The following is a 24,424-nucleotide window of genomic DNA, read 5'->3' on the forward strand; positions in this document are numbered from 1 at the left end:
GGACCCTCATGATCAACGCGTTGTAATCATCCGATGAGTGACACCGGCTACTTCGAGAGTTTTGACCGACAGAAACTCGATCCGACCGACAAGAACGGCTTCAAGTCCGCGATGGTCGACTTCTGCCGCAACAACAAAGTCGCGGCCGAAGCCCTCATGGCCGGGAACGTCGAGATGCTCGGTCTCGAAAACCTGAAGGAAAAGTTTGGTCCGAACTGGACCAAGGTACGCGGCAAGGTCCATCTGCTGACCGAGACCATCATCAAGAAGATCATCACGCCGCACGACGTCTATGTGCTTGCGAATGCCGAGCAGTTCATCGTCCTTTTCGGCAAGGACGACCGCAAGACGGCGTCGCTGAAGGCACAGCAGATCGCAAAGGAGGTCAACAGGCGGCTCCACGGAACCGGGACGGAGGCCGGCTTCGAGGGCGTCGTGGTGAAATCCATGGTCTTCGAGGTGCCGCGGGACGAACCGGAGAAACTGACCGGCGTCAAGGAACTCACCCAGACGGTCGAGGAGGCCCGGGAGCAGAAGCAGGCGGAGGAAACCGAAGCCTTCGAGAAGGCGAAGGAGAGCATTCGTCTGCATTACTGGCCGATCACCAATATCCGCAAGCGCCTGGTTTCGATGTACCGCTCCGAACTCATGGTCCCGGAAGGCATGATGCCGGAGGACGGCAGCGAGACCGGGGCGCTCGAATGCGCCATGGATATAGCGACGGTCCAACTGGCGCGGGCCGCGATGGAGGAGAAACCACGGGCCAAGCCGTTCCTGCTGATGCCCGTTCATATGGAGACGATCACCAACAAGCGCTTCCGGGAAGCCATTCTAGTTGAGCTCAAATTTCTGCCGGACTGGGCAGAGCGCCGGCTGCTGCTTTACGTGACGGGAATAGACGACGATGTCCCCCAGACAGTCGTGCACAACAGTTTCACCTATCTGGCACCGTTTTGCGCTGGATTCGTCGGCGGCTTTTCTCGCAAGTTCAAGAGGGCCGATCAATTGCAGGGCGCGGGCATGATCGGCACGGCCTGCACGGCCGGAGACGCGAAGGAGATCACGCCGAGCCTTGTCGAGGAATTGAGCAATTTCGTGGTGAACAACCACGGCGGCCGCAACAGGACGTTCTTTTTCGGCGCGCCGGACCTCGACACCGCGACCTCGGCCCGCAAGGTTCATTACGACTATGTCGACGGGCCGGGCGTTGCGCCGGCCCTCGGCAGTTTCGGGCCGGTCTTCAGCGTCGCCTAGGCCGTCTTTTTCGCCCGCGCCGCAGCGAGATAGGGCGCCAGATATTTTCCGGTATAGCTGCCCGCGGTCGCAGCGACGTCTTCCGGCGTGCCTTCCGCCACGATCTTGCCGCCGCCCGAACCGCCCTCGGGACCGAGATCGACGATCCAGTCCGCTGTCTTGATGACCTCGAGGTTGTGCTCGATGACGATCACGGTGTTGCCCTGGTCGACCAGCGCCTGCAGCACTTCCAGAAGCTTGCGGACATCCTCGAAATGCAGGCCCGTGGTCGGTTCGTCGAGAATATAGAGCGTCTTGCCGGTCGCCCGCCGGGAGAGCTCCTTGGAGAGTTTCACCCGCTGCGCCTCGCCGCCGGACAGCGTGGTCGCCGCCTGGCCGATCTGGATATAGCCGAGGCCGACCCGTTCCAGGGTCTCCAGCTTGTCGCGGATGGACGGCACGGCCTTGAAGAACTCGGCGCCTTCCTCGACCGTCAGCTCCAGCACCTCGGCGACGGACTTGCCCTTGTAGGTGATCTCGAGCGTCTCGCGGTTGTAGCGCTTGCCCTTGCAGACGTCGCACTGGACATAGACGTCCGGCAGGAAGTGCATCTCGATCTTGATGACGCCGTCGCCCTGGCAGGCCTCGCAGCGCCCGCCCTTGACGTTGAAGGAGAAGCGCCCGGCCTTGTAGCCGCGCGTCTTGGCTTCCGGCAGGCCCGCGAACCAGTCCCGGATCGGGGTGAAGGCGCCGGTGTAGGTCGCGGGGTTGGAACGCGGCGTGCGGCCGATCGGCGACTGGTCGATATCGACCACCTTGTCGAGGAACTCCAGCCCCTCGATGCTGTCGAACGGTCCCGGATGCTCGCGCGCGCCGTGCAGCTTTCGGGCGATCGCCTTCCAGAGCGTCTCGATGATCAGCGAGGACTTGCCGCCGCCGGAGACCCCGGTGACGCAGGTGAGGGTGCCGAGCGGCAGGGAGACGGTCACGTCGTCCAGATTGTTCGCCGTCGCGCCCCTGAGCGTGATGTGCCTGCCCTTCTTCGCCTTGCGTCGCTCCGCCGGGATCGGCACCTGACGGAAACCGGTCAGGTATTGGCCGGTGAGGCTCTGCGGCGCGCGCATGATCTCCTCGGGCGTGCCGGCGGCGACCACGGTACCGCCATGGACACCGGCACCCGGCCCCATGTCGACGACATAGTCGGCTGACCGGATAGCATCCTCGTCATGCTCGACCACGAGGACCGTGTTGCCCAGGTCGCGCAACCGCACGAGGGTCGCGAGCAGACGGTCGTTGTCGCGCTGGTGCAGGCCGATGGAGGGTTCGTCGAGCACGTAGAGCACGCCGGTCAGGCCGGAGCCGATCTGCGATGCGAGGCGGATACGCTGGCTCTCGCCGCCGGACAGCGTCCCCGAAGCGCGGGACATGGTCAGATAGTCGAGCCCGACATTGTTGAGGAAGCCGAGCCGCTCGTTGATCTCCTTCAGGATGCGTTCGGCGATCTCCGCCTGCTTGCCGGTCAGGTTTCCAGTCAGGGCGGTGAACCATTTCACCGCCTCGGAGATCGACATCTCGGTGACTTCGGAGATGTTCAGCCCGGCGATCTTCACCGCCAGCGCTTCCGGTTTCAGGCGCTGCCCGAGACAGGACTCGCACGGGGCGACGGACTGGTATTTCGCGAGCTCCTCGCGGCTCCAGGCAGATTCGGTCTCCCGGAAACGCCGCTCCATGTTGGTCACGATGCCCTCGAAGGGCTTGTTGGTCTGGTAGCTCCGGAGCCCATCGTCGAACGTCATCACCACGCGCTCGCTGCCGGTACCGTAGAGCAGGGCCTTCTGTGCGGCCTCCGGCAGGTCCTCAAAAGCGGTGTCGAGCGAGATGCCGAGATGCTTCGCCAGGCTTTCCAGCGACTGCATGTAATATTTCGAGGAGGAATTGGCCCAAGGCGCGATCGCACCCTTGCGCAGGCTCTTCGAGCCGTCCGGCACGATCAGGTCCGGGTCGAAATACATGCTGCTGCCGAGGCCGTCGCAACTCGGGCAGGCGCCGAACGGATTGTTGAAGGAGAAAAGACGCGGCTCGATCTCGTCGATGGTGAAGCCTGAGACCGGGCAGGCGAACTTGGCAGAGAAGGTCACACGCTCGCCGCTCGTCGCATCCTCGGCGATCAGCAGCCCGTCTGAGAGATCGAGCGCGGTCTCGACCGAATCCGCAAGACGCGTCGCGATCCCCTCGCGCACCACCAGCCGGTCGACCACGACCTCGATATCGTGCTTCAGCTTCTTGTTGAGGGCCGGCACCTCGTCGATCTCGTACATCTCGCCGTCGACCTTGAGACGCTGGAAGCCCTGCTTGCGCAGCTCCGCCATTTCCTTGCGGTACTCGCCCTTGCGGCCGCGCACGATCGGCGCCAGCAGGTAGAGCCGCGTGCCGTCCTCCATCTCCAGGATACGGTCGACCATCTGGCTCACCGTCTGGCTCTCGATCGGAAGACCGGTCGCGGGCGAGTAGGGGATACCGATCCGGGCGTAGAGCAGGCGGAGATAGTCATAGACCTCGGTCACGGTTCCGACCGTGGAGCGCGGATTGCGGGAGGTTGTCTTCTGCTCGATAGAGATCGCCGGCGACAGACCTTCGATGAGATCGACGTCCGGCTTCTGCATCAGTTCGAGGAACTGCCGCGCATAGGCCGAGAGGCTCTCGACGTAGCGGCGCTGGCCTTCGGCATAGATCGTGTCGAAGGCGAGGGAGGATTTGCCGGAGCCGCTGAGGCCGGTCAGAACCGTCAGGGAGTTCCGCGGGATCGCGACATCGACGCTTTTCAGGTTGTGCTCTCGCGCACCCTGAACGCGGATATCCTTCGGTTCGGAAGAGGCTGACATTGGCGGAGATCCCGAGCAGGAACGAAACAGAAACATTTATAAGCGGCATAGCGCGGCTTTGCCACCCGGATTTTGCGGGTGCAGCAAATCCGGGAGATGCCGCCTGACGGAGGCATCGCGACTGGATTAGCGCCTCCGGATATGGGACAGTCCGGCAACAAATTGCAGACTGGCAAATTCGCAGAGTGGAAATAGAACCATGGCAGGCAGCGTCAACAAGGTCATTCTCGTCGGCAATCTCGGACGCGACCCGGATATTCGCACGATGCAGGACGGAAACAAGGTCGTGAACCTGTCCGTCGCGACCTCCGAGACCTGGCGCGACCGCAACAGCGGCGAGCGCAAGGAGCGCACCGAATGGCACCGGGTGGTGATCTTCAACGAGAACCTGGCGAAGGTGGCCGAGCAGTTCCTGCGCAAGGGGTCGAAGGTCTATGTCGAGGGCCAGCTCCAGACCCGCAAATGGACCGACCAGTCGGGTCAGGAGAAATACAGCACCGAAGTCGTGCTCCAGCGCTTCCGCGGCGAGCTGCAGATGCTCGACGGACGCGGTGAAGGCGGAGGCGGCGGAGGCCAGGGCGGCGGCTATGGCGGCGACGACGGGTACAATCAGGGCGGCGGTTACGGCGGCGGCTCAGGTGGTGGATATGGCGGCGGTGGCGGTGGCGGACAGCCTCCTGTCGGCGGTCCGGGCGACCTCGACGACGAGATCCCGTTCTAGGAACCGCGTCGCGACCGGCTCTGGACCGGGAGTAGGGCGATGGATGAGTTCTTCAAATCCAACGAATTGAAATGGAACGAACTGGCCGAGGTGAATTACAGCTCGGCCAGCAGCGATTATGGCGTCGACGCGTTCCTGAACGGTCCCGAGGGCGCGCGAGACCTGCACAAGACGGAGCTTGAGGAACTCGGCTCCGTCGAGGGTCTCGATATCCTGCACCTGCAGTGTCATTTCGGGATGGACACGCTGCTGCTTGCCCGCAAGGGTGCGAAAAGCGTGACCGGTCTGGATTTTTCTCCCGTGGCGATCCGCCAGGCACGGGAACTGGCGGAGAAGGCAGGGATCGAGGCCCGATTCGTGGAGGGAAACCTCTACGACGCACCGCAGCTCATCGACGGGACCTACGATCTGGTCTACGTCACTTGGGGCACGATCTGCTGGCTTCCGGATATCGAGGGCTGGGCGCGCGTGGTCGCGCATTTCCTCAAGCCGGGAGGCCGATTCTACTTTCTGGATCAGCATCCGGTACTGATGAGCTTCGACGATCTCGCGCCGAGACCGCATGCGCCGGTCTACGATTACTTCCATAAACCGGAGCCGATCGCCTTCGACGGAACGGAGGCCTATGCCGACGAATCCGCGGTTTTGCAGACCAAACGAAGCTATGAATGGACCCATCCCGTCGGCGAGGTGGTGACGGCCCTAATCGATGCCGGACTCACCATCGAATACCTCCATGAGTTCGACACGGTCGCCTGGAAGGCGCTGTCCTTCATGGAGCCTTGTGAGGGCGGATTGTACCGTTTGCCGGAAGGAATGCCCCGGCTTCCGCTGAGCTATTCAATATCGGCCCGCAAGCCCCTGTAATCACTTGATTAATCGGGCCGAAAAAATCGCTCTAAAGATTGTCCGAAGATGACGGTTCTGTTATAAAAACAGGGTCTTCCTGAGGTCCCGGCGGAGGGTCGACGATCAAATGGCCGCTACCGCCTGCACAGGGACGTAACCAACCGGAAAAAGCGTGAATTGAGCTCGTCCGAATCCTCCTCCTTCGACATTTCGCCTGTCTCCATCGAAGACGAAATGAAGCGCTCCTATCTCGATTACGCGATGAGCGTGATCGTGTCGCGTGCGCTGCCCGATGTCCGCGACGGCCTGAAGCCGGTGCACCGCCGTATCCTCTACGCGATGAAGGAGGGCGGCTACGACTGGTCCAAGCCCTACCGCAAGTCGGCGAACATTGTCGGTGCCGTCATGGGGCAGTATCACCCGCACGGCGACAGCGCGATCTACGACGCCATGGTCCGCATGGCGCAGGAATTCTCCATGCGCCTGCCACTGGTCGACGGGCAGGGCAACTTCGGCTCGATGGACGGCGACCCGCCTGCGGCCATGCGATACACCGAAGCCCGCCTCGCCAAGGCGGCCGAAGGTCTGCTGCGGGATATCGACAAGGATACGGTCGATTTCGTCCCCAACTATGACGAGACGACGGAAGAGCCGGGCGTTCTGCCGGCCGAATATCCGAATCTCCTGGTCAACGGCGCCGGCGGTATCGCCGTCGGCATGGCGACCAACATTCCGCCGCACAATCTCGGCGAGGTGATCGACGCCTGCTGCGCCTATGTGGACAATCCCGGCATCACCATCGACGAGCTGATCGAGATCGTCCCGGGCCCGGATTTCCCCACGGGCGCGATGATTCTTGGCAAGAACGGCATTCACTCCGCCTATCACACCGGCCGCGGCTCGGTCATGATGCGCGCCAAGGCGGACATCCAGGAAATCCGCAAGGACCGCAACGCGATCGTGGTCAGCGAAATCCCCTATCAGGTAAACAAGTCCCGCCTGATGGAGCGGATCGGCGAACTTGTGCGGGAAAAAACCATCGAGGGCATCGCCGAGCTGCGCGACGAGAGCGACCGCGACGGCGTGCGCGTCGTCGTCGAGCTGAAGCGCGACGCGGTTCCGGACGTGGTTCTGAACCAGCTCTACAAGTTCACCCCGCTGCAGACCAGTTTCGGCGTCAACATGCTGGCGCTGAACGGCGGCAAGCCGGAGCAGATGAACCTGCGCGACATCATCGTCGCCTTCATCGCCTTCCGCGAGGTCGTCATCACGCGGCGGACCCGGTTCCTGCTGCGCAAGGCCCGGGACCGGGCGCATGTCTTGGCCGGCCTGCTCGTCGCGGTGAACAATATCGACGAGGTGATCCGGGTGATCCGGGCGTCCCGCGATGCCGCAGACGCACGCGAGCAGCTGATGGGCCGGGACTGGCCGGCCGAGGATGTCGAGGAATTCATCGGCATCATCGACGATCCGGGGCACAAGGTCATCGACGGCAAGTACCGCCTCTCCGACGCCCAGGTCCGCGCCATCCTCGAGCTGCGCCTGCAGCGCCTGACCGGCATGGAGCGCGAGAAGCTGATCGAGGAAACCAAGGAACTCGCCGCGAAGATCGCCGAGTACCTGGAAATCCTGCAGTCGCGCCCGCGCATGATGGAAGTGCTGCGTGCGGAGCTGGTCGCCGCCAAGGAAGCCTATGCAACGCCGCGCCGGACCGAGCTCGTCGAAGCTGAGTTCGAGCACGACATGGAAGACCTGATCCAGCGCGAGGACATGGTCGTCACGGTCAGTCACAACGGTTACATCAAGCGCGTGCCGCTCTCGACCTACCGGGCCCAGAAGCGCGGCGGCAAGGGCCGCTCGGGCATGTCGACGCGCGACGAGGATTTCGTCAGCCGGCTCTTCGTGGCCAACACCCACACGCCGATCCTGTTCTTCACCTCGCGTGGCATGGTCTACCAGATGAAGACCTACCGGCTGCCCATCGGCACCCCGCAGTCCCGCGGCAAGGCGCTGGTGAACCTGCTGCCGCTCGAGCAGGGGGAATGGATCCAGACCATCATGCCGCTGCCGGCCGAGGAGGAGGAATGGGAGAACATGCATGTCATGTTCGCCACGTCCGCCGGTACGGTCCGCCGGAACGCGCTCTCCGATTTCACCAATATCAAGCGCAACGGCAAGATCGCCATGCGTCTCGATGAAAACGACCGCCTGATCAACGTGCAGCCCTGCATGGAGGCGGACGATGTCTTCCTCACCACGCGGGACGGCAAGGCGATTCGCTTCCGTGCGACCGACGTACGGCTGTTCCGCGGCCGCGATTCGCTCGGTGTCCGCGGTATCAGGCTCGCCAAGGGCGACGAAGTCGTCTCGATGTCGATCCTGCACCATGTCGACTATCAGGACGTGCCGGGTTCGGATGTCCTGGAACGCGATCTCTACCTGAAGCTCGCCGGTCAGATGCGCCGTGCGACTGGAGAGGGCGAGGAGGAGGTCGAAGCACCGTCCGGCGACATCTCGCAGGAGCGCTTCATCCAGCTCAGTGCCGAGGAGGAATTCATCCTCACCGTCACCGAGAGCGGTCTCGGCAAGCGGACCTCCGCGCACGAATACCGGATTACAAATCGTGGCGGTCAGGGGATCGCCAATATGGAACTGACCAAGCGCAGCGGCGGGGTCGTGGCCGCCTTCCCGGTGGCCGACACCGATCAGATCATGCTCGTCACCGACGGCGGACAGGTGATCCGCTGCGCTGTCAACGAAATCAGCATTACTGGGCGCAGAACCCAGGGTGTCTGGATTTTCCGCGTCGATGAAGGCGAGAAAGTCGTGTCCGTCAGCCTCGCAGGCGATGAGAACGGAAACGATGCGGAAGAGGGGGAAGAATCGGAAGCCGACGGTAGCGGTGGCGGAGACGCCTCCGAGAGCTAGCAGGGGACTAGGGAACATGAGAGTAGGTGTTTATCCGGGCACGTTCGACCCGATCACGAACGGGCACCTGGACATCATCCGGCGCGGCAGCAAGCTAGTGGACAAGCTGATTGTCGCCGTGGCGCGCAATGCCGGGAAGGGTCCGCTTTTCAGCCTCGACGAGCGGGTCGAGATGGTTCAGGACGAGATCGACCTGATCAACAAGGCGCATGCGGAAAACGGCATCCACGGCGAGATCGTGGTGATGTCCTTCGGCAATCTGCTGATGCATTTCGTCGAGGAAAACGGCGCGGCGACCATCATTCGCGGCCTGCGGGCCGTTTCGGATTTCGAATACGAGTTCCAGATGGTCGGCATGAACGCCCGGCTCAATGCGAGCGTCGAGACCGTCTTCCTGATGGCGTCGGACCGCAACCAGTTCATCTCCTCTCGCCTCGTGAAGGAGATCGCGCATATGGGCGGGAACATCGACCAGTTCGTCCCGAACCGGGTGGTCGAGCGGGTCGAGGACAAGTTCCGCTGACGGCGGGAAAAAAACTTCTCGGAAGAGGTTGACCGCCGGGCCCTGTTTGCATAGGTTCCGGCTTCCTTTCGGGGGCGCGTAGCTCAGCTGGTAGAGCATCTGACTTTTAATCAGACGGTCACAGGTTCGAATCCTGTCGCGCTCACCATTTCCTCCAATACTCCGTCATCCTCTCTCATCCGCTGTGTTCTTGGGCTCAGCCAGGGTTGCGCACGCGAATCCGTCCGGAAGACCCTTAACCTCAAGGGGCAGGACCATGCGCCGCCAGTAGGGCGCGACGTTGACCGAATCCCTCGTATGGACCTCACCGAGCCAGGGTTCGCGCTTGTTCATCAGTTCCATGTAATGGGCCAGGAACTTGGCCCCCGCGCGGCCCGGATGGTTTCCGACCCATTTCCGGTGCATCGCCGCCTTCGCCGACCTAGCCGCCATTTCACCGTAGATTCGATAGAAGAAATCGTTCCGCTCGGCATCGTACTGGACCAGATGCAGGTATCCGACGGATAGGCGGATCTCCAGTGGATCGAACTCTCTGACCGAGAGACGTTTATTCGCATCGGATTTTGAAGACCAGTAGCCATAGAGCTGTCGCTGTCGCGGTGTCATCCGTGCCTCGTCGAATTTCCACGGGATGATTTCCACATCGTAGGCTTCTGTCGCGGTTAAGATTTCGCCGAGAACTTGGCGGGTATCCATGCCGGTCTCCCCGGAGCGCTTCCCAAAAGAAAATAACATAAAAATTTCTGTAATTTTAGTATCAATATTTGTTTATCATTCTGGCACTTCCTGAATGGCGACAGAGTTCATGCATCCCCGGGCGATCCCGTGCGCCTCTACCCCGTTCACTTTTCTCGTCTCGGCAGAGGTTTAATCCCTACCTTTAGAGCGAATATTTAAGTGCAATACCTTGTTACTTGAAAATTACGCCCATTTTGACGATAGTCTGGGTTGAGCCTTGGCTCAGTCCGAAAAACACGCTGGCTTGGGTGCGTTCTGCCTCTGGAAACCGGTGTGCATTCGGCAACCTTCTGGAAGCAATGACGCTGAATCGGCGCGAACGGCGAAAGGGAATCGGGCGTGGGGCTTCTTGACTTCCTCAAGATCACCGCAGATTCGAGAAAGAAGACGGCGCGGCCGACCAAGGCTCAGGGCATCAAGAGTGTCAAAGCCAAGGGCAAGCTCGATTCCTGCGGTATTGTCAAGATCGACAGCTTCACCTTCAATGTGAAGGACTACAATCTGAAGGGCTTCATCATCGAGCCTTACGACAAGGACTTGCTGATCAAGAGTCAGCGGTTCCGCTTCGAGATCGACGTCTCGAAGGGGCAGCACAAGATGAAAGGCTCCGCCGAGGCTGTGGTTACCAAGGTGACCCAGAATGCACTCGCCGCCGCCTTCACGATCAAGCCCTTCGATCACTGAGGCGCCGTCGGCCGGTTTCTGGTATCTTTCTTGCTGGGATGAGAGAGGTGGCCCTGGATCGGGAAGCTTCCACCGGCAAGGAGATCCGTCGTGGATGAACGCAAGAAACTGCTGCTGATGATGCGGGAGATCCGCAAGAAGATCGACCCGAAGGTCCTCGAACGAGCGCATCAGGCTGCCTTGATTCAGATGGGCGAGAAGCCGGCTCCGATGCAGGAGAACGAAGCGTCCCGGTTGTTCAAGCTCGCACGTGCCAACAATGGCGCCCGCAAGAGCGAGGTGCTCGCTTTCCTCGAGAAGAAGTTCCGCAACAAGCTGAACTGAAGCCTTCAGCCGGCCAATCTTTCCACGGCGCCCGCCAGCCGCTCGTAATCCGCCATCTCGTTGTAGATCTGCGCCGAGAGCCGGCACCAGAGCGTGCCTGTCAGCGGATTGATGGGTATCTGGATTCTGAATTCGTCCGTCAAGCGGTCGCGCAGGGCTTCGGCTTCCTCTCGCGTACTGCCGAAACCGTCCGGCAGACGCACCATGACCATATGTCCGGTCAGTTCCTGTCCCGCACCGCGCTCCGTGCCCCAGCGCGCGGCCAATGCATCGGCCGCCTCGTTGGCAAGCGCAGTGTTGTAGGCGCGGATCGCGTCCTGGCCGTGCGCGTCGATGAAGTCCAGCGCACTCTGCAGGCAAAGCTGGCTCGAGGCGTCGCGGGTGCCGACATATTCGAACTCGGCGTCGTAGCCTTGCTGGTACCAGTGAGAGATCGCCAAAGGATGCGTGGTCGCGCGCTGCACCTCGGCGGTCCAGAGGAAGCCGCAGCCTTTCGGCGTGAACATCCATTTATGCAGGTTGCCGGTGTACCAGTCGCAGGGAATGGCGCTGAGATCGAGATCCAGCATCCCCGGCGCATGGGCGCCGTCGACGAGCACCAGCGCGCCTCTGGCACGGGCGGCTTCCGCCATTTCCCGGAGCGGCAGCACGAGCGCCGTCGGCGAGGTGATGTGGTCGAGGATGACAAGCGCCGGAGCCGGATCCAGGGCGGCGCTGTAGGCCGCGATAATTTCGTCGGCCGATGCGGCAGGAAAGGGCAGGGTGACGCTGCGCAGGTTCCAGCCGTTGCGCGCGCTCATGTGACGGGCGGCGTTCTTAACCGCGCCGTAGGTCTGGTCGGTGATGAGGACGTCGGACCCTGCCGGCAGGTCCAGTTCGCGAAGCACGGCATTGACGGCCTGCGTGGCGTTCTCGACCAGGGCAAGCCCCTCCGATCCGACGCCGAGTCGCGGCGCCAGCGCTGCGATGGCCGCACGCATGCCGGGCTTGTAGTCTCGCCGCATGAAGCGGCTCGGCTCCAGCTCGAGCTTGTCCTGCCAGATCCGCTGCGCTGCCATCACCGAGACGGGAGTCGCGCCGTAGGAGCCATGATTGAGATGCGTGTAGTCCCGCTGCAGAGAGAAGGCTGCGCGGACGGGCGCGCCGAAGGACGGGGACGAGTTGCTGAGGGTGGCGGGACGCGGCATGGTGCTCTCCGGAAGTGGCCCCGTGAGAGTGCCATGGCGGCGAGAGGGAGCGCAGCAGAATGTTCGAGGGCTTCGAGCGGAAAAGAATCCGGACCTCAGGCACGGAGATCAATCTCGTCACCGGCGGGAGCGGACCCGGCCTGCTGCTGCTGCACGGCTATCCGCAGACCCACGCGATCTGGCACAAGGTCGCGCCGAAACTCGCCGAACGCTTCACCGTCGTGGCGACCGATCTCCGCGGCTATGGCGACAGCGGAAAGCCGCCGACCGATGCGGCGCACATGCCCTATTCCAAGCGCGAGATGGCGCGGGACCAGGCCGAGGTGATGTCGGCGCTCGGCATCGAGCGGTTTTCCGTCGTCGGCCATGACAGGGGCGGGCGGGTCGCGCACAGACTGGCGCGGGATTGCCGGGACCGGGTCGAACGGCTCGCCGTGCTCGATATCTGCCCGACGCTCGACATGTACGAGACCACCGACATGGCCTTCGCTTCGGCCTATTATCACTGGTTCTTCCTGATCCAGCCGGCGGACTATCCGGAACGGATGATCGGGGCGGATCCGGATTTCTATCTCGCGAAGAAGATGAAGTTCCTCGCCGATGGAACCGCCATAACGAAGGAAGCGATGGCGGAATATCTCCGCTGCTTCCGAGATCCGGCCACAATCCATGCCAGCTGCGAGGATTACCGCGCCGGCGCCACAATCGATCTCGAACACGACCGTGCCGACCGCAGCGAACGTCTCGATATTCCCATTATCGCACTCTGGGGCGCCGAAGGGATCATCGGAAGGCTCTACCGGCCGCTCGATGTCTGGCAGGCCTATACGAACGGGCCGGTTACCGGCGGTCCCGTGCCGTCCGGACACTACATACCGGAAGAGGCGCCGGAGCGGCTTCTGGAGAAACTTGAAGGCTTTCTTCAAGCCTGAGGGGAACCGATTGCTTCCGCGCCCGGCATCCCTATATGGTCAGGCTCGGGACAGGGAGCTCCATACATGACCAAGGACAATTCCGGCATCGTTCGGCCGACATTCTTCGGGCGGCTGCGGGCCTATCTTTTTGCCGGCATCCTTGTCACGGCTCCGCTTGGGATCACGCTCTATCTGACCTGGGTCTTTATCGACTTCATCGACGGCAAGATCATGCCGCTGCTGCCGGCGAAATATCATCCCGAGAACTTCCTGCCGTTCTCCGTCCCCGGCATCGGACTGCTCGTGATGCTGACCACGCTGACCCTGATCGGGTGGCTGACAGCAGGCATTCTCGGGCGCTGGATGATCCGTCTGAGCGAGCATCTGCTCGCCCGGATGCCCGTGGTGCGCAATGTCTACAGCGCCATCAAGCAGATCATGGAAACCGTGATGGCACAGCAGTCCAACGCGTTTCGCGAGGTCGTGCTGGTGGAATACCCGCGGCGCGGGATCTGGGCGATCGGCTTCATCACCGGTGGCACCGTGGGCGAGGTCCAGAACGTCACCGATGACACGATGATCAATGTCTTCCTGCCCACCACGCCGAACCCGACCTCCGGGTTCCTGCTGTTCATTCCGGACCGCGACCTCTACCGCCTGAACATGACGGTAGAGGAAGGCATCAAGATGGTGATTTCGGCGGGCATCGTGACCCCGCCCGACCGGCGTCCGGAATCTGAGCGCAAGAAGCCGGTGATCCACGTCGAGACCACTGGCATTACCCAGGAATAGGCGTCTAGCCGCCCCTCAGATAGCGGATCGCGGCATCGCGTTCGAAGAGATAGAGCAGGGTGCGCAAGGCCGCTCCGCGCTCGCCCTTCAGGTCCGGGTCGTTGTGGAGGACGAGACGCGCGTCGTCACGGGCGGCCGCCAGAAGATCGTCATGCACCGCCAGATCTGCCAGCCGGAAGGTGGGCAGGCCGCTCTGCTTGGTGCCGAGAATCTCTCCGGCGCCGCGGAGTTTCAGGTCCTCCTCGGCGATCCGGAAGCCGTCCTCTGTCTCCCGCATGACCGCCAGGCGCGCATGGCCGGTTTCAGATAGCGGCGTGCTGTAGAGCAGGAGGCAGGTCGAGGCCTTGCTGCCCCGGCCGACCCGGCCGCGGAGCTGGTGCAACTGGGCGAGGCCGAAGCGCTCGGCATGCTCGATCACGATCACCGTTGCGTCCGGCACGTCGACCCCGACCTCGATCACAGTGGTTGCGACGAGGATATCGAGCGGGCCGTTCTTGAAGCGGTCCATCACCGCGTCCTTCTCTGCCGCCTTCATCCGTCCGTGCACCAGCCCGACCCGGTCGGGATAGAGCCGGCTCAGGTGCTGGAAGCGTTCCTCGGCGGCAGCGACGTCGATCTTTTCGGATTCCTCGACCAGCGGGCAGACCCAATAGGCCTTGTTCCCCGACGCAGCGGAACGGCCGATGGCCTCCGCCACTTCCGAGAGACGGCCAAGCGGGATGGTGCGGGTGTCGATCGGCTGCCGCCCCGGCGGCTTCTCGGTCAGGCGCGAGACGTCGAGATCGCCGTAGGCGGTCATGGTGAGGGTGCGCGGGATCGGCGTCGCGGTCATCACCAGTGTGTCCACGGCGGCGCCTTTCTCGCCGAGGCTCATACGCTGGTGCACGCCGAAGCGGTGCTGTTCGTCGATCACCGCCAGCGCCAGATCCTTGAAGGCCACGCTCTCCTGGAACAGCGCATGGGTGCCGACGACGATATCCACCTCGCCGGCGGCGATGCGCTCCTGAGTCTCCGCGCGGCTCTTGCCCTTGTCGCGTCCGGTCAGAACCGCCATGCGTACGCCGGCGGCGTCTGCCAGCGGCTGCATGGAGGCGAGATGCTGGCGCGCGAGGATTTCCGTCGGCGCCATCATGGCGGCCTGTGCGCCGCATTCGACCGCGTTCAGCATGGCGAGCAAGGCGACAACCGTCTTGCCGCTGCCGACATCGCCCTGAATCATCCGGAGCATCCGCTCCGGTGCCGCCATGTCGCCGTAGATATCGGCAAGCGCCACGGCCTGGGCGTTGGTGAGCTTGAAGGGCAGGGCGGCCTCCGCCTTGTGCCGCAACCTGCCGTCGCCCTTGAAGACGCGACCCTTTCGCTTCTTCTGATGCGCGCGCACCAGCGCCAGCGCAAGCTGGTTGGCCAGCAGTTCGTCATAAGCCAGTCTCTGCCGCGGCAGGGCCGACGGGTCGATGTCCTCCATCGAGGCCGGCGCGTGCGCTGCCATCAGCGCAGTACGCCAGTCCGGGAAATGCCGCATGGCGAGGAACGGCTTGTTGCCCCATTCGGGCAGTTCCGGCACCTCGGGCAGGGCCGCGCCGATCGCCTTGCGCAGGGTCTTCTGGGTCAGGCCATGGGTCAGCGGATAGGTCGGCTCGACCTGCATGATCTCCTTGATCTTCGCTTCCGGGACCATGTGGTCCGGATGAGTCATCTGCAGGCGGCCGTTGAAATGCTCGACCTTGCCGCTGATCGCACAGCGGGTGCCGGTCGGCAGCATCTGGCCGATATAATCCGCCTTGGCGTTGAAGAAGACGATCTCCATCTCGCCGGTCTCGTCCCAGGCGCTGACCCGGTATGGCTGCTTGCGGCTGCGGCCTGGCCGGTGTTCGCCGACGGTGACGACCAGCGTCGCGATCGTGTCGTCCGGCGCGTCCGCGATCTTCGGATTGAAGCGCCGGTCGATGATCCCGCTCGGCAGGTGCCAGAGCAGGTCGATCACGGAACGGCCGGCCAATGTCTCCAGCAGTTTCGCGATGCGCGGGCCGACGCCGGGAAGGCGCGTCGTGTCGGCAAAGAGGGAATAGAGAATTTCCGGTCGCAAGTTACCCGCCGATGCTATTAAGTGCGCGGCTCCAGGACGCGGGCCGAGGGCTGACACGCCAAGGCTTCGATTTATATCCTAGCCGATGCTTCAGACAAACCGGGAGTGAGACCGATGAGCGGGCTCGACGATCGCCGCAAGAAACTGATTTACCGGAGCGCCTATACGGGCACCAAGGAAACCGACCTGCTGCTCGGGGCCTTCGCACGCGCGCACATTGCGGAGCTCGATGAAGAAGGCCTCGACACCTACGAAGCTCTGCTCGAAATTCCCGATCCGCGGCTCTACAAGTGGATCACTGGCCAGGAAGAAGCGCCGGAGGAATACGAAACCCCGATCCTGGACATGATCCGCAACTTCAAACTCGTCGACTAGTCTTTTGAAATATAACAAATCCCTGCTCGAGAGCCCGGCCAAGATCGCGTTCTCCGCGGCGCCGGAAGGCCACGATTCCCGCATCCTGCTGCAGATCGCCGCAAGCCATGGCGGCGCGGTCCATGTCGCACGCGACGATTCGCGTCTGGCCGTGCTGCGCCAGGCGCTCGGCTTTTTCGCGCCGGAACAACAGGTTATCACGCTTCCTGCATGGGATTGCCTGCCTTATGACCGGGTGTCTCCACACGGGGATCTGATCAGCCAGCGGGTCGAGGCACTTGCCCGCATTGCTTCATCCGGATTGCAGGGCGGAACCGTCCTGCTGACGACGGTGAACGCCCTGCTGCAACGCGTTCCGCCGAGACGCTTTTTCACCGATGTGGGGCTGTCGCTCACGCCCGGGGACAGCAGGCCCGTCGAGGAGCTGTCCGCCTTCTTCGAGGCCAACGGGTACCACCGTGCCGCGACCGTGCGCGAGGCTGGCGAATATGCGATCCGCGGCGGTATCGTCGATGTCTATCCTCCGGGTGCCGAAGAGCCCTTGCGGCTGGACTTCTTCGGCGACGAACTTGAGACCATCCGCTCCTTCGACCCGGTCAGCCAGCGCACCACCGGCAAGCTCGATGCCTTCGAGATCTTTCCGGTCGGGGAATTCCGGCTCGACGAGGAGAGCATCCGGCGTTTCCGTGCCGGTTACAGAACCCATTTCGGCGCGGAGATCTCCAAGGATCCGCTCTACGAGGCTGTCAGCGAGGGGCGCCGCCATGTCGGAATGGAGCATTGGCTGCCGCTCTTCCACGACGATCTTGAGACCCTTCTGGATTACACGGGCGCGGTGCCAATTACCTTCGATCATCAGGACGACGCTGCGATCGCCGGGCGGTTCGAGCTGATCGAGGAATATTACGAGGCCCGCAAGAGCTTCCACGACCGGGGCACGCCGGACGGCGGCGTGGTCTACCGCCCGCTGCCGCCGGACAGCCTCTATCTGACGCCGCGCGACCTCGAGAGCCTGCTGGCCAGCCATCCCGTCGGGCGATTTACACCCTTCGCCCTGCCGGAAGGCGGCGCCGGACAGACGGTCGTCGATTGCGGCGGCCATGGCGGCACAGGGTTCGCCGAGGCGCGGGCCATGCCCGACACCGATCTTTATGGCGTGGTCAGGGACACGGTGCTGAAAGAAGCAAAGTCCCGCCGCGTGCTGATCGCCGGATATACCTCAGGGTCGCGCGACCGCCTTGTCACGCTGCTGCACGAGCACGGTCTCGAACAGCTTGAACCGGTCACGTCCTGGAAAGAGGCGGACGCCCTGCCGGCCGGCACCGCCGCCGCCGTGGTTCTGCCGCTGGAGCAGGGTTTTGCCAGCGACGATCTTCTCTGTATCGCCGAGCAGGATATTCTCGGCGAACGGCTTGCCCGACCGACGGTGCGCCGGAAACGCCGCGGCGAGGATTTCCTGCAGGAAGTCTCGGCCCTCCATGAAGGCGACTATGTCGTCCATGTGGAGCATGGGATCGGCCAGTACGATGGCCTCGAGACGCTGGAGATCGGTGGCGCGCCGCACGACTGCCTGCGCCTGATCTATCTCGGCGGCGACAAACTCTTCGTGCCTGTCGAGAATATCGAGGTCCTGTCCCGCTACGGCTCGGCCGAGAGCGGCGCGCAGCTCGACAAGCTCGGCGGGGCCGCCTGGCAGGCGCGCAAGGCGCGGGTCAAGAAACGCCTGCGCGACATGGCCGAGCAGCTGATCCGTCTCGCCGCCGAACGCGAGATCCGCGAGACCGAGCCGGTTGCGCCGCCGCCCGGCATCTTCGACGAATTCTGCGCCCGCTTCCCCTATACCGAGACGGACGATCAGCTGAAGGCGATTGAGGACACACTCGACGATCTCAACCGGGGCCGGCCGATGGACCGGCTGGTCTGCGGCGATGTCGGCTTTGGCAAGACGGAGGTCGCGCTTCGCGCGGCACTTGTCGTCGCCATGCAGGGCTATCAGGTCGCCGTCGTGGTGCCGACCACGCTGCTCGCGCGCCAGCACTACAACCAGTTCAAGGAGCGCTTCAAAGGCCTGCCGATCAAGATCCGCCAGCTTTCCCGTATGGTCGCGCCGAAGGACCAGACCGCGGTGAAGGAGGAACTGGCGAGCGGCGATTGCAGCATCGTCATCGGCACCCACGCGGTGCTGGCGAAGAGCATCCGCTTCTCCAATCTTGGTATGCTGATCGTCGACGAGGAACAGCATTTCGGCGTCGCCCAGAAGGAGCGGCTCAAAGACCTCCGCTCAGAGATTCATGTCCTGACGCTGACCGCGACGCCGATCCCGCGCACGCTGCAGATGGCGCTCAGCGGCGTCCGGCAGATGAGCCTGATCACAACGCCGCCGGTCGACCGGCTGGCCGTGCGGACCTTCGTGATGCCCTATGACGGCCTCGTCATCCGCGAGGCGATCATGCGCGAGCATTATCGCGGTGGTCAGACCTTCTATGTCTGCCCGCGTCTCGAGGACCTGCCGCGGGTGCACGACCGGCTGACCCAGCTCGTCCCGGAAGTCCGCGTCGCGACGGCCCACGGGCGGATGAGCCCTGCCGAGCTTGAGAAGGTCATGACCCAGTTCTGCGACGGGCATTACGACATCCTGCTGAGCACCAACATCGTCGAATCCGGCCTCGACATTCCGAACGCCAACACCATCGTCATCCACCGGGCGGACATGTTCGGTCTGGCCCAGCTCTATCAGCTGCGCGGCCGCGTCGGGCGCTCGAAGACGAGGGCCTACGCCTATCTGACCACCCATCCGACCAAGATCCTGACGGCGGACGCCAAGCGCCGGCTGGAGGTGATGCAGACGCTGGACAGCCTCGGCGCCGGCTTCAGCCTTGCCAGCCACGACATGGATATCCGCGGCGCCGGCAACCTGCTCGGCGAGGAACAGTCCGGGCAGGTGAAGGAGGTCGGCATCGAGCTCTATCAGACCCTGCTGCAGGAGGCTGTCCAGGCGGCCAGGGAAGGGGGCTTCGAAGCAGGCGAGCCGGAAGAGCAATGGACGCCGCAGATCTCGCTCGGCACGCCGGTGCTGATCCCGGAGAGCTATGTGCAGGACCTGACCGTGCGCCTCAGTCTCTACCGCCGGATCGCCAATCTGGTGGACGAATCCGAGATCGACAGTTTCGCCGCGGAGCTTGCCGACCGTTTCGGCACACTGCCGGCAGAGGTCGAGAACCTGCTGAAGGTCATCGCGATCAAGCAACTCTGCAAGCTCGCGGGTGTGGAACGGGTCGATGCCGGACCGAAGGGCGCCGTCATCAGCTTCCGCAACAACGATTTCGTCAATCCGCGCGGCCTCGTCGGCTTCATCGCCAAGCAGGCCGGCAGCGTGCAGCTCCGCCCGGACCACAAGCTGGTGTACCGGCGCGCCTGGGAAAAGCAGGATGTCCGCGTGCGCGGCCTGACGAACCTGATGCAGGAGCTGGTGTCGATCGCGACCTAGCGGTCTTCGGGCGCAATGTCCCTGATCCGCGCGACGTGCGCCGCGATATCCTCTCGGCTGTAGGGCGAGTGGACCCGGACGTCGGAGGGCGGGCGGTGATCGCGGCCGAGTTTCTTCTCCGGCCGCCACGAGCGGAGCGGGCGGATCGGCCTTGGCACGAAATTGCCGCCGCAGGTCGGGCAGACATCGAACAGCACGGTCTCGACACAGTCCGCGCAGTAGGTGCACTCGTAGGAACAGATTCTTGCGTCCCTAGAGTCCGCGGGCAGATCGCAGTCACAGAGTTCGCAATTGGGTCTCAACTGGAGCATGGCGATTTCCCGTTAGTGGTTCCGTAATGGCTTGGGCGACACTCTGCGGAAGTAAGACACGGATCGTTGCGAGCCGCTGTCGTCCGATACTTGGAGGATAATCGATGAAGCTCAATGGCCGCGTCTCTTTCAAATTATGCCCGGGCCTGTTCTTCGCAGCATTCATTCTGGTTTGTGGGGCGATCGCCTCAACTCCGGTCCTGGCTCAGAGCAACTTCTTCGGGAAGGCACAGAATCTCCTCAACACCCTTGGCACCGGCGGTGGCAGCACGACGTCGCTCGATAACCAGACGATTTTCGCCGGTCTGAAAGACGCGCTGAAAGTCGGCACGGAGCGCACGGTCTCACGCCTCGGGACGGAAAACGGCTATTTTACCGATAGTGCCGTTCACATACCGCTTCCGGAGAAACTGGCACCCGTCGCCAAGACGCTGAAGAAATTCGGTTTCGGCAACCTTTCGGACGATCTGGAACTGCGCATGAACCGCGCTGCCGAAGAGGCAGCCCCGGAAGCCGGCGCGGTCTTCGCCGACGCGATCTCCTCGATGTCCCTCGAAGATGTGAAGGCGATCTATCACGGTCCGTCAGATGCGGCGACGCGCTGGTTTCAGGAGCGGACGGGCGACAGCCTGGTCAAGCGGATCACCCCGATCGTGGAGAGCGCCATGGCGGAGCACGGCGTCGTCAAGAGCTACGACGCGCTGATCGGGCAGTATAAAACCCTGCCGCTTGTTCCAAACGTAAAGACCGAGCTGACCGGCCATGTCGTGCAGCGCGCGCTAGACGGGCTGTTTCACTACATCGCCGTCGAGGAAAAGGCGATCCGGGAAAATCCTGCCGCGCGGAGCACCGAGTTGCTGAAGAAAGTCTTCGGCAGCTAGGCCTGGTTCGCGACCGGCGATTTCTGCGAGGCGTCGAGATCGAAGAGCGGAAAGAAGGCTTCCGGCTCCTGGGCGCCCGAGACCGCGTATTGCCGGTTGAAGATGAAGCAGGGAACGCCATTGATGCCGTTTTCGTAGGCGAAGCGGGTCTCCGCCATCACCTCGGTCGCGCCGCCCTTGCCTTCGAGCCAGGTGCGGGTCTCTTCCGCGTCCATGCCGGATGCCTCGGCGAGGGTGACCAGGTTATCGAGATCGCCGATATCGACGCCCTCGATGAAATAGGCGTTGAACAGATTTTCCACCAGGGCGTCCGATGTGCCCATGGCGGTCGCAAGATTGATCGTGCGATGTGCGAGCACCGTATTGGGCGTCCGCTGGATCAGGTCGAAACGGAAGTCGATTCCCTCACCATCGCCCATGCGCCGGATATTGTCGTAGATCTGGCTGGCGCGCTCGGGGCCGCCGAACTTGTTCTCCAGGTAGGCCTGTCGCGACATGCCTTCTACCGGCATGTCCGGATTGAGCTGGAAGGCGCGCCACTGGATCGTGAGGTCCGGCACAGGCCGCAGCTTCAATGCCCGCTCCAGGCGGCGCTTGCCGATGAAACACCAGGGGCAGATTACGTCCGAGAAAATGTCGATCTGAGTCATTCAGGTCCGGCTCCCTGGGCCGTTATTGTGTAGGCTCGCGGTACGGGCGCGGCAGCTTTCTGGCGCGCTTGACGCTTTCTTAAAACGAAGAAACGATGTCCCGCAATCAACACAGGGAAACATCTGGGGACGGAGATGTCGATATTTGAAACGGGCCTGGAGAGAAATGCGGCCAACTACGCGCCGCTCACTCCATCCGATTTCTTGGAGCGGGCCGGTTCAACCTTTCCGGACAAGGTCGCCATTATTCACGGTGAGTTGAGCCGTACATACGGCGATTTTCTGAGCCGCAGCCGTCGTTTAGCTGACGCCCTCCGGAACCGTGGCATCGGTCCGGGAGACGCCGTCTCTATCCTCGCCCCAAATACACCGGCGATGCTGGAAGCGCATTACGGAATTCCCATGGCGGGAGCAGTTCTGAATGCGATCAATACGCGACTCGACGCGGCGACCATCGCATTCATCATCGATCATGCCGAGTCCAAACTGATACTCGTCGATCGGGAACTGGCCCCCCTGATGGAGCAGGCCCTGGAGCAGGCCTCCAACCGGCCGCCGGTGATCTGGATCGACGATCCGCTCGCCGAGGGAGGTAAGCCGCTCGGCGAAAAGGAATACGAGGACTTCCTGGCCGAGGGCGAGCCGTCGCCGGACTGGCCGCGGCCGCCCGACGAATGGCAGTCGATGTCCCTGAACTACACCTCGGGCACCACGGGCAATCCCAAGGGCGTCGTCTATCACCATCGCGGCGCCTACGTGAACGCGATGGGCAACGCCATCGCGTTCGGACTGACCTCGTCCTGCCGCTATCTCTGGACCCTGCCGATGTTTCATTGCAACGGCTGGACCTATACGTGGGGCGTGACGGCCGTCGGCGGGACCCATGTCTGTCTGCGCAAGGTCGATCCGGCGCAGATCTTCGATCTGATCGCGCGCCATGGCGTTACCCACATGTGCGGTGCGCCGATTGTCCTCACCATGCTGATTCACGCCCCGGCGGATCAGAAAACCGCGTTCCCGCAGACGGTGAACATCGCGACCGGCGGGGCGGCGCCGCCGAGCGCCGTGATTTCCGCCATGGGCAAGATGGGCTTCGCGGTCACCCATCTCTACGGCCTGACCGAGACCTACGGCCCTTCGACGATCTGCGCCTGGCCGCCGGAATGGGACGAACTCGATCTCGAGGCAAAGGCCGAGCGGATGGCCCGGCAGGGCGTCTGGTATCCGACGCTGGAAGGCATGAAAGTCGCCGATCCGGAGACCGGCGCGGAGGTTCCGCGCGACGGCAAGACGATCGGCGAGCTTTGCCTGCGCGGCAACACCATCATGAAAGGGTACCTCAAGAACCCGAAGGCGACCGCGGAGGCGCTCGGCGACGGCTGGTTCCGTACCGGCGACCTCGCGGTGCTGCATCCGGACGGCTATGCCGAGGTGAAGGACCGTTCCAAGGACATCATCATTTCCGGCGGCGAGAACATCTCCTCGCTGGAGATCGAGGAGGTGCTCTACAAACATCCGAAGATCATGGAGGCGGCCGTGGTCGCGAAACCGGACGATAAATGGGGCGAGACGCCCTGCGCCTTCGTCACACCGGCGCCTGGCGCCGGCGAGATCGGCATCGAGGAGGTGACCGCCTGGTGCCGGCAGCACATGGCCTCCTTCAAGACGCCGCGCACCGTCGTCTTCGGCGAGTTGCCCAAGACCTCGACCGGCAAGATCCAGAAGTTCGTCCTGAGGGAACGCGCGAAGGAGCTTTGAGGCGCCGGGTCAGATCCGGTAGCGCTCCAGCGCCGCCGGATCCGGCTCGAAACCGATCCCCGGACGGTCCGGAACCTGCACCATGCCTTTCTCCGGGAGCGGGATCGACGGATCCAGATATCCGTCCGGCGCGACATAGAGGTGCTCGAACTGCTCGCAGATGTCGCGGGCGGCCATGAGCTGGAGCGTGGCCCAGTAGCCCGGTCCGAAATAGGGCGCATGCGGCATGATTTTCGCGCCGTGCCGTTCCGCGAGGTCGCAGACCTTGAGGAATTCTGTAACTCCGCCGACCTTCGTCACGCTCGGCTGCAGATAGTGGATCGCAGGTGCCGTACGGGCAAATTCGACCGCGGTGCAGGCATTCTCCCCGCTTGCGATCGGCACGCCATATTCGGTTTGCAGGGCGCCAAGCACCTCGGCATCGTCCGGCGGAAAGACCGGTTCCTCGACCCAGTAGAGATCGAGGCGTTTCATCTCCGGCATGATCTTCCGCGCGATATCCAGTGACCAGTTGCAGTTCACGTCGGTGGAGATTCTGGTTGCCGCGCCGGCACCTTCGCGTCCGGCCTCGATGGCCTCCAGGGTAATCTCGTGCAGCTTGACGGTGCGATACCCTTCCTGCACGACCTTCGCGCCGAAAGAGCGTACCAGATCCGGCTCGCCGTACCGCACAAGGCTTGCGTAGGCGGGCAGGGAGGCCTTTGGCCGATCGCTCAGAAGCTTCGCAAGGGATACGCCTTCGGCCTTCGCTTTAAGATCCCAGAGGGCGATATCGACTGCGGAAATGGCAAAAATGGTGATCCCGTAGCGTCCATGCAGATGCAGGCGCCGCTGGAGTTCGATGTTGAGTGCCGAAATGTCGCCGACCTCACGCCCGATGAGCAGCGGGGCGACCATGTCCTCGATAGCGGCGCCCGTCGCCCGCCGGCAGGAATAGGCGAAGCCGTCCCCCCAGCCGACAAGGCCGTCCTCGGTCTCGATCCGTACCAGCGCAATGTCGAGCTTGGTCCATTTCGTCGGCATCAGCCCGACGCCGGGGCTGCCGTCCTCGAAGGGGATCTGCAAAGGGATGACGTCGACGGATTTGATCTTCATGCGAAT

General features: G+C 63.0%; 20 protein-coding genes and 1 tRNA gene. 14 read left to right on the forward strand and 7 right to left on the reverse strand.

Annotated elements, in window-relative coordinates; translation table 11 throughout:
* Positions 1-33 precede the first annotated feature (33 nt).
* Complete coding sequence (locus JJ959_RS00400; protein WP_292879296.1) at positions 34-1,254, forward strand: hypothetical protein; 1,221 nt, start codon at positions 34-36, stop codon at positions 1,252-1,254.
* On the opposite strand, the gene uvrA is transcribed toward JJ959_RS00400, so the two are convergent.
* Positions 1,251-4,115: an excinuclease ABC subunit UvrA gene (uvrA, locus tag JJ959_RS00405; RefSeq protein ID WP_292879297.1), complete on the reverse strand. Its 2,865-nt coding sequence runs from the start codon at positions 4,113-4,115 to the stop codon at positions 1,251-1,253. The two genes, JJ959_RS00400 and uvrA, sit on opposite strands and share 4 nt — an antisense overlap.
* Before the next feature lie 199 nt (positions 4,116-4,314).
* Between uvrA and ssb the strand changes: the two genes are divergently transcribed.
* From ssb to JJ959_RS00430, 5 genes are all read left to right on the forward strand, one after another.
* Positions 4,315-4,836 (forward strand): single-stranded DNA-binding protein, encoded by a 522-nt coding sequence (ssb, locus tag JJ959_RS00410; protein WP_292879298.1) that lies wholly within the window; start codon positions 4,315-4,317, stop codon positions 4,834-4,836.
* A gap of 39 nt (positions 4,837-4,875) precedes the next feature.
* A complete protein-coding gene (locus JJ959_RS00415) occupies positions 4,876-5,703 on the forward strand; it encodes a class I SAM-dependent methyltransferase (RefSeq protein ID WP_292879299.1) in 828 nt (275 codons plus the stop codon).
* Between the two features lie 159 nt (positions 5,704-5,862).
* A complete protein-coding gene (gene gyrA, locus JJ959_RS00420) occupies positions 5,863-8,613 on the forward strand; it encodes a DNA gyrase subunit A (RefSeq protein WP_292879300.1) in 2,751 nt (916 codons plus the stop codon).
* 16 nt (positions 8,614-8,629) lie between these two features.
* Positions 8,630-9,136 carry a pantetheine-phosphate adenylyltransferase gene (gene coaD, locus JJ959_RS00425; RefSeq protein WP_193180713.1) on the forward strand — a complete coding sequence of 169 codons (507 nt, stop codon included), beginning with the start codon at positions 8,630-8,632 and terminating at the stop codon, positions 9,134-9,136.
* 72 nt (positions 9,137-9,208) lie between these two features.
* Positions 9,209-9,284 (forward strand) — tRNA-Lys (locus JJ959_RS00430).
* Positions 9,285-9,301: 17 nt separating this feature from the next.
* On the opposite strand, the gene JJ959_RS00435 is transcribed toward JJ959_RS00430, so the two are convergent.
* Positions 9,302-9,832: a hypothetical protein gene (locus JJ959_RS00435; RefSeq protein ID WP_292879301.1), complete on the reverse strand. Its 531-nt coding sequence runs from the start codon at positions 9,830-9,832 to the stop codon at positions 9,302-9,304.
* 381 nt (positions 9,833-10,213) lie between these two features.
* On the opposite strand from JJ959_RS00435, the gene JJ959_RS00440 reads away from it, so the two are divergent.
* Together JJ959_RS00440 and JJ959_RS00445 are read left to right on the forward strand one after the other, a co-directional pair.
* Positions 10,214-10,558 (forward strand): hypothetical protein, encoded by a 345-nt coding sequence (locus tag JJ959_RS00440; RefSeq protein WP_292879302.1) that lies wholly within the window; start codon positions 10,214-10,216, stop codon positions 10,556-10,558.
* 90 nt (positions 10,559-10,648) lie between these two features.
* Positions 10,649-10,882 (forward strand): hypothetical protein, encoded by a 234-nt coding sequence (locus JJ959_RS00445; protein WP_292879303.1) that lies wholly within the window; start codon positions 10,649-10,651, stop codon positions 10,880-10,882.
* Positions 10,883-10,887: 5 nt separating this feature from the next.
* On the opposite strand, the gene JJ959_RS00450 is transcribed toward JJ959_RS00445, so the two are convergent.
* On the reverse strand, positions 10,888-12,069 hold the full coding sequence (locus JJ959_RS00450) for an aminotransferase class V-fold PLP-dependent enzyme (RefSeq protein ID WP_292879304.1): 1,182 nt from the start codon (positions 12,067-12,069) through the stop codon (positions 10,888-10,890).
* Between the two features lie 59 nt (positions 12,070-12,128).
* Between JJ959_RS00450 and JJ959_RS00455 the strand changes: the two genes are divergently transcribed.
* Together JJ959_RS00455 and JJ959_RS00460 are read left to right on the forward strand one after the other, a co-directional pair.
* Complete coding sequence (locus JJ959_RS00455; RefSeq protein ID WP_292879305.1) at positions 12,129-13,001, forward strand: alpha/beta hydrolase; 873 nt, start codon at positions 12,129-12,131, stop codon at positions 12,999-13,001.
* A 66-nt stretch (positions 13,002-13,067) separates the two neighbouring features.
* Positions 13,068-13,775: a DUF502 domain-containing protein gene (locus tag JJ959_RS00460; RefSeq protein ID WP_292879306.1), complete on the forward strand. Its 708-nt coding sequence runs from the start codon at positions 13,068-13,070 to the stop codon at positions 13,773-13,775.
* 4 nt (positions 13,776-13,779) lie between these two features.
* Here the strand turns inward: JJ959_RS00460 and recG are convergent, their stop codons facing one another.
* Positions 13,780-15,861 carry an ATP-dependent DNA helicase RecG gene (recG, locus tag JJ959_RS00465; protein ID WP_292879307.1) on the reverse strand — a complete coding sequence of 694 codons (2,082 nt, stop codon included), beginning with the start codon at positions 15,859-15,861 and terminating at the stop codon, positions 13,780-13,782.
* Between the two features lie 114 nt (positions 15,862-15,975).
* On the opposite strand from recG, the gene JJ959_RS00470 reads away from it, so the two are divergent.
* Both JJ959_RS00470 and mfd read left to right on the forward strand, forming a co-directional pair.
* A complete protein-coding gene (locus JJ959_RS00470) occupies positions 15,976-16,236 on the forward strand; it encodes a succinate dehydrogenase assembly factor 2 (protein WP_193180701.1) in 261 nt (86 codons plus the stop codon).
* Positions 16,237-16,240: 4 nt separating this feature from the next.
* A complete protein-coding gene (mfd, locus tag JJ959_RS00475; protein ID WP_292879308.1) occupies positions 16,241-19,723 on the forward strand; it encodes a transcription-repair coupling factor in 3,483 nt (1,160 codons plus the stop codon).
* Here the strand turns inward: mfd and JJ959_RS00480 are convergent.
* Positions 19,720-20,034: a DUF1272 domain-containing protein gene (locus JJ959_RS00480; protein WP_292879309.1), complete on the reverse strand. Its 315-nt coding sequence runs from the start codon at positions 20,032-20,034 to the stop codon at positions 19,720-19,722. The genes mfd and JJ959_RS00480 overlap by 4 nt on opposite strands.
* A gap of 104 nt (positions 20,035-20,138) precedes the next feature.
* Here JJ959_RS00480 and JJ959_RS00485 point away from each other — a divergent pair, with 104 nt between their 5' ends.
* Positions 20,139-20,915 carry a DUF4197 domain-containing protein gene (locus JJ959_RS00485; protein WP_292879310.1) on the forward strand — a complete coding sequence of 259 codons (777 nt, stop codon included), beginning with the start codon at positions 20,139-20,141 and terminating at the stop codon, positions 20,913-20,915.
* Here JJ959_RS00485 and JJ959_RS00490 read toward each other — a convergent pair.
* Entirely contained in the window at positions 20,912-21,565 is a 654-nt protein-coding gene (locus JJ959_RS00490; RefSeq protein WP_292879311.1) for a DsbA family oxidoreductase, read from the reverse strand. The two genes, JJ959_RS00485 and JJ959_RS00490, sit on opposite strands and share 4 nt — an antisense overlap.
* 135 nt (positions 21,566-21,700) lie before the next feature.
* Here JJ959_RS00490 and JJ959_RS00495 point away from each other — a divergent pair, with 135 nt between their 5' ends.
* Complete coding sequence (locus JJ959_RS00495; RefSeq protein ID WP_292879312.1) at positions 21,701-23,323, forward strand: acyl-CoA synthetase; 1,623 nt, start codon at positions 21,701-21,703, stop codon at positions 23,321-23,323.
* A gap of 9 nt (positions 23,324-23,332) precedes the next feature.
* On the opposite strand, the gene JJ959_RS00500 is transcribed toward JJ959_RS00495, so the two are convergent.
* Complete coding sequence (locus JJ959_RS00500) at positions 23,333-24,418, reverse strand: mandelate racemase/muconate lactonizing enzyme family protein (RefSeq protein ID WP_292879313.1); 1,086 nt, start codon at positions 24,416-24,418, stop codon at positions 23,333-23,335.
* Positions 24,419-24,424 lie beyond the last annotated feature (6 nt).

The sequence above is a fragment of the Nisaea sp. genome, from assembly GCF_017640745.1.
Lineage (GTDB): Bacteria > Pseudomonadota > Alphaproteobacteria > Thalassobaculales > Thalassobaculaceae > Nisaea.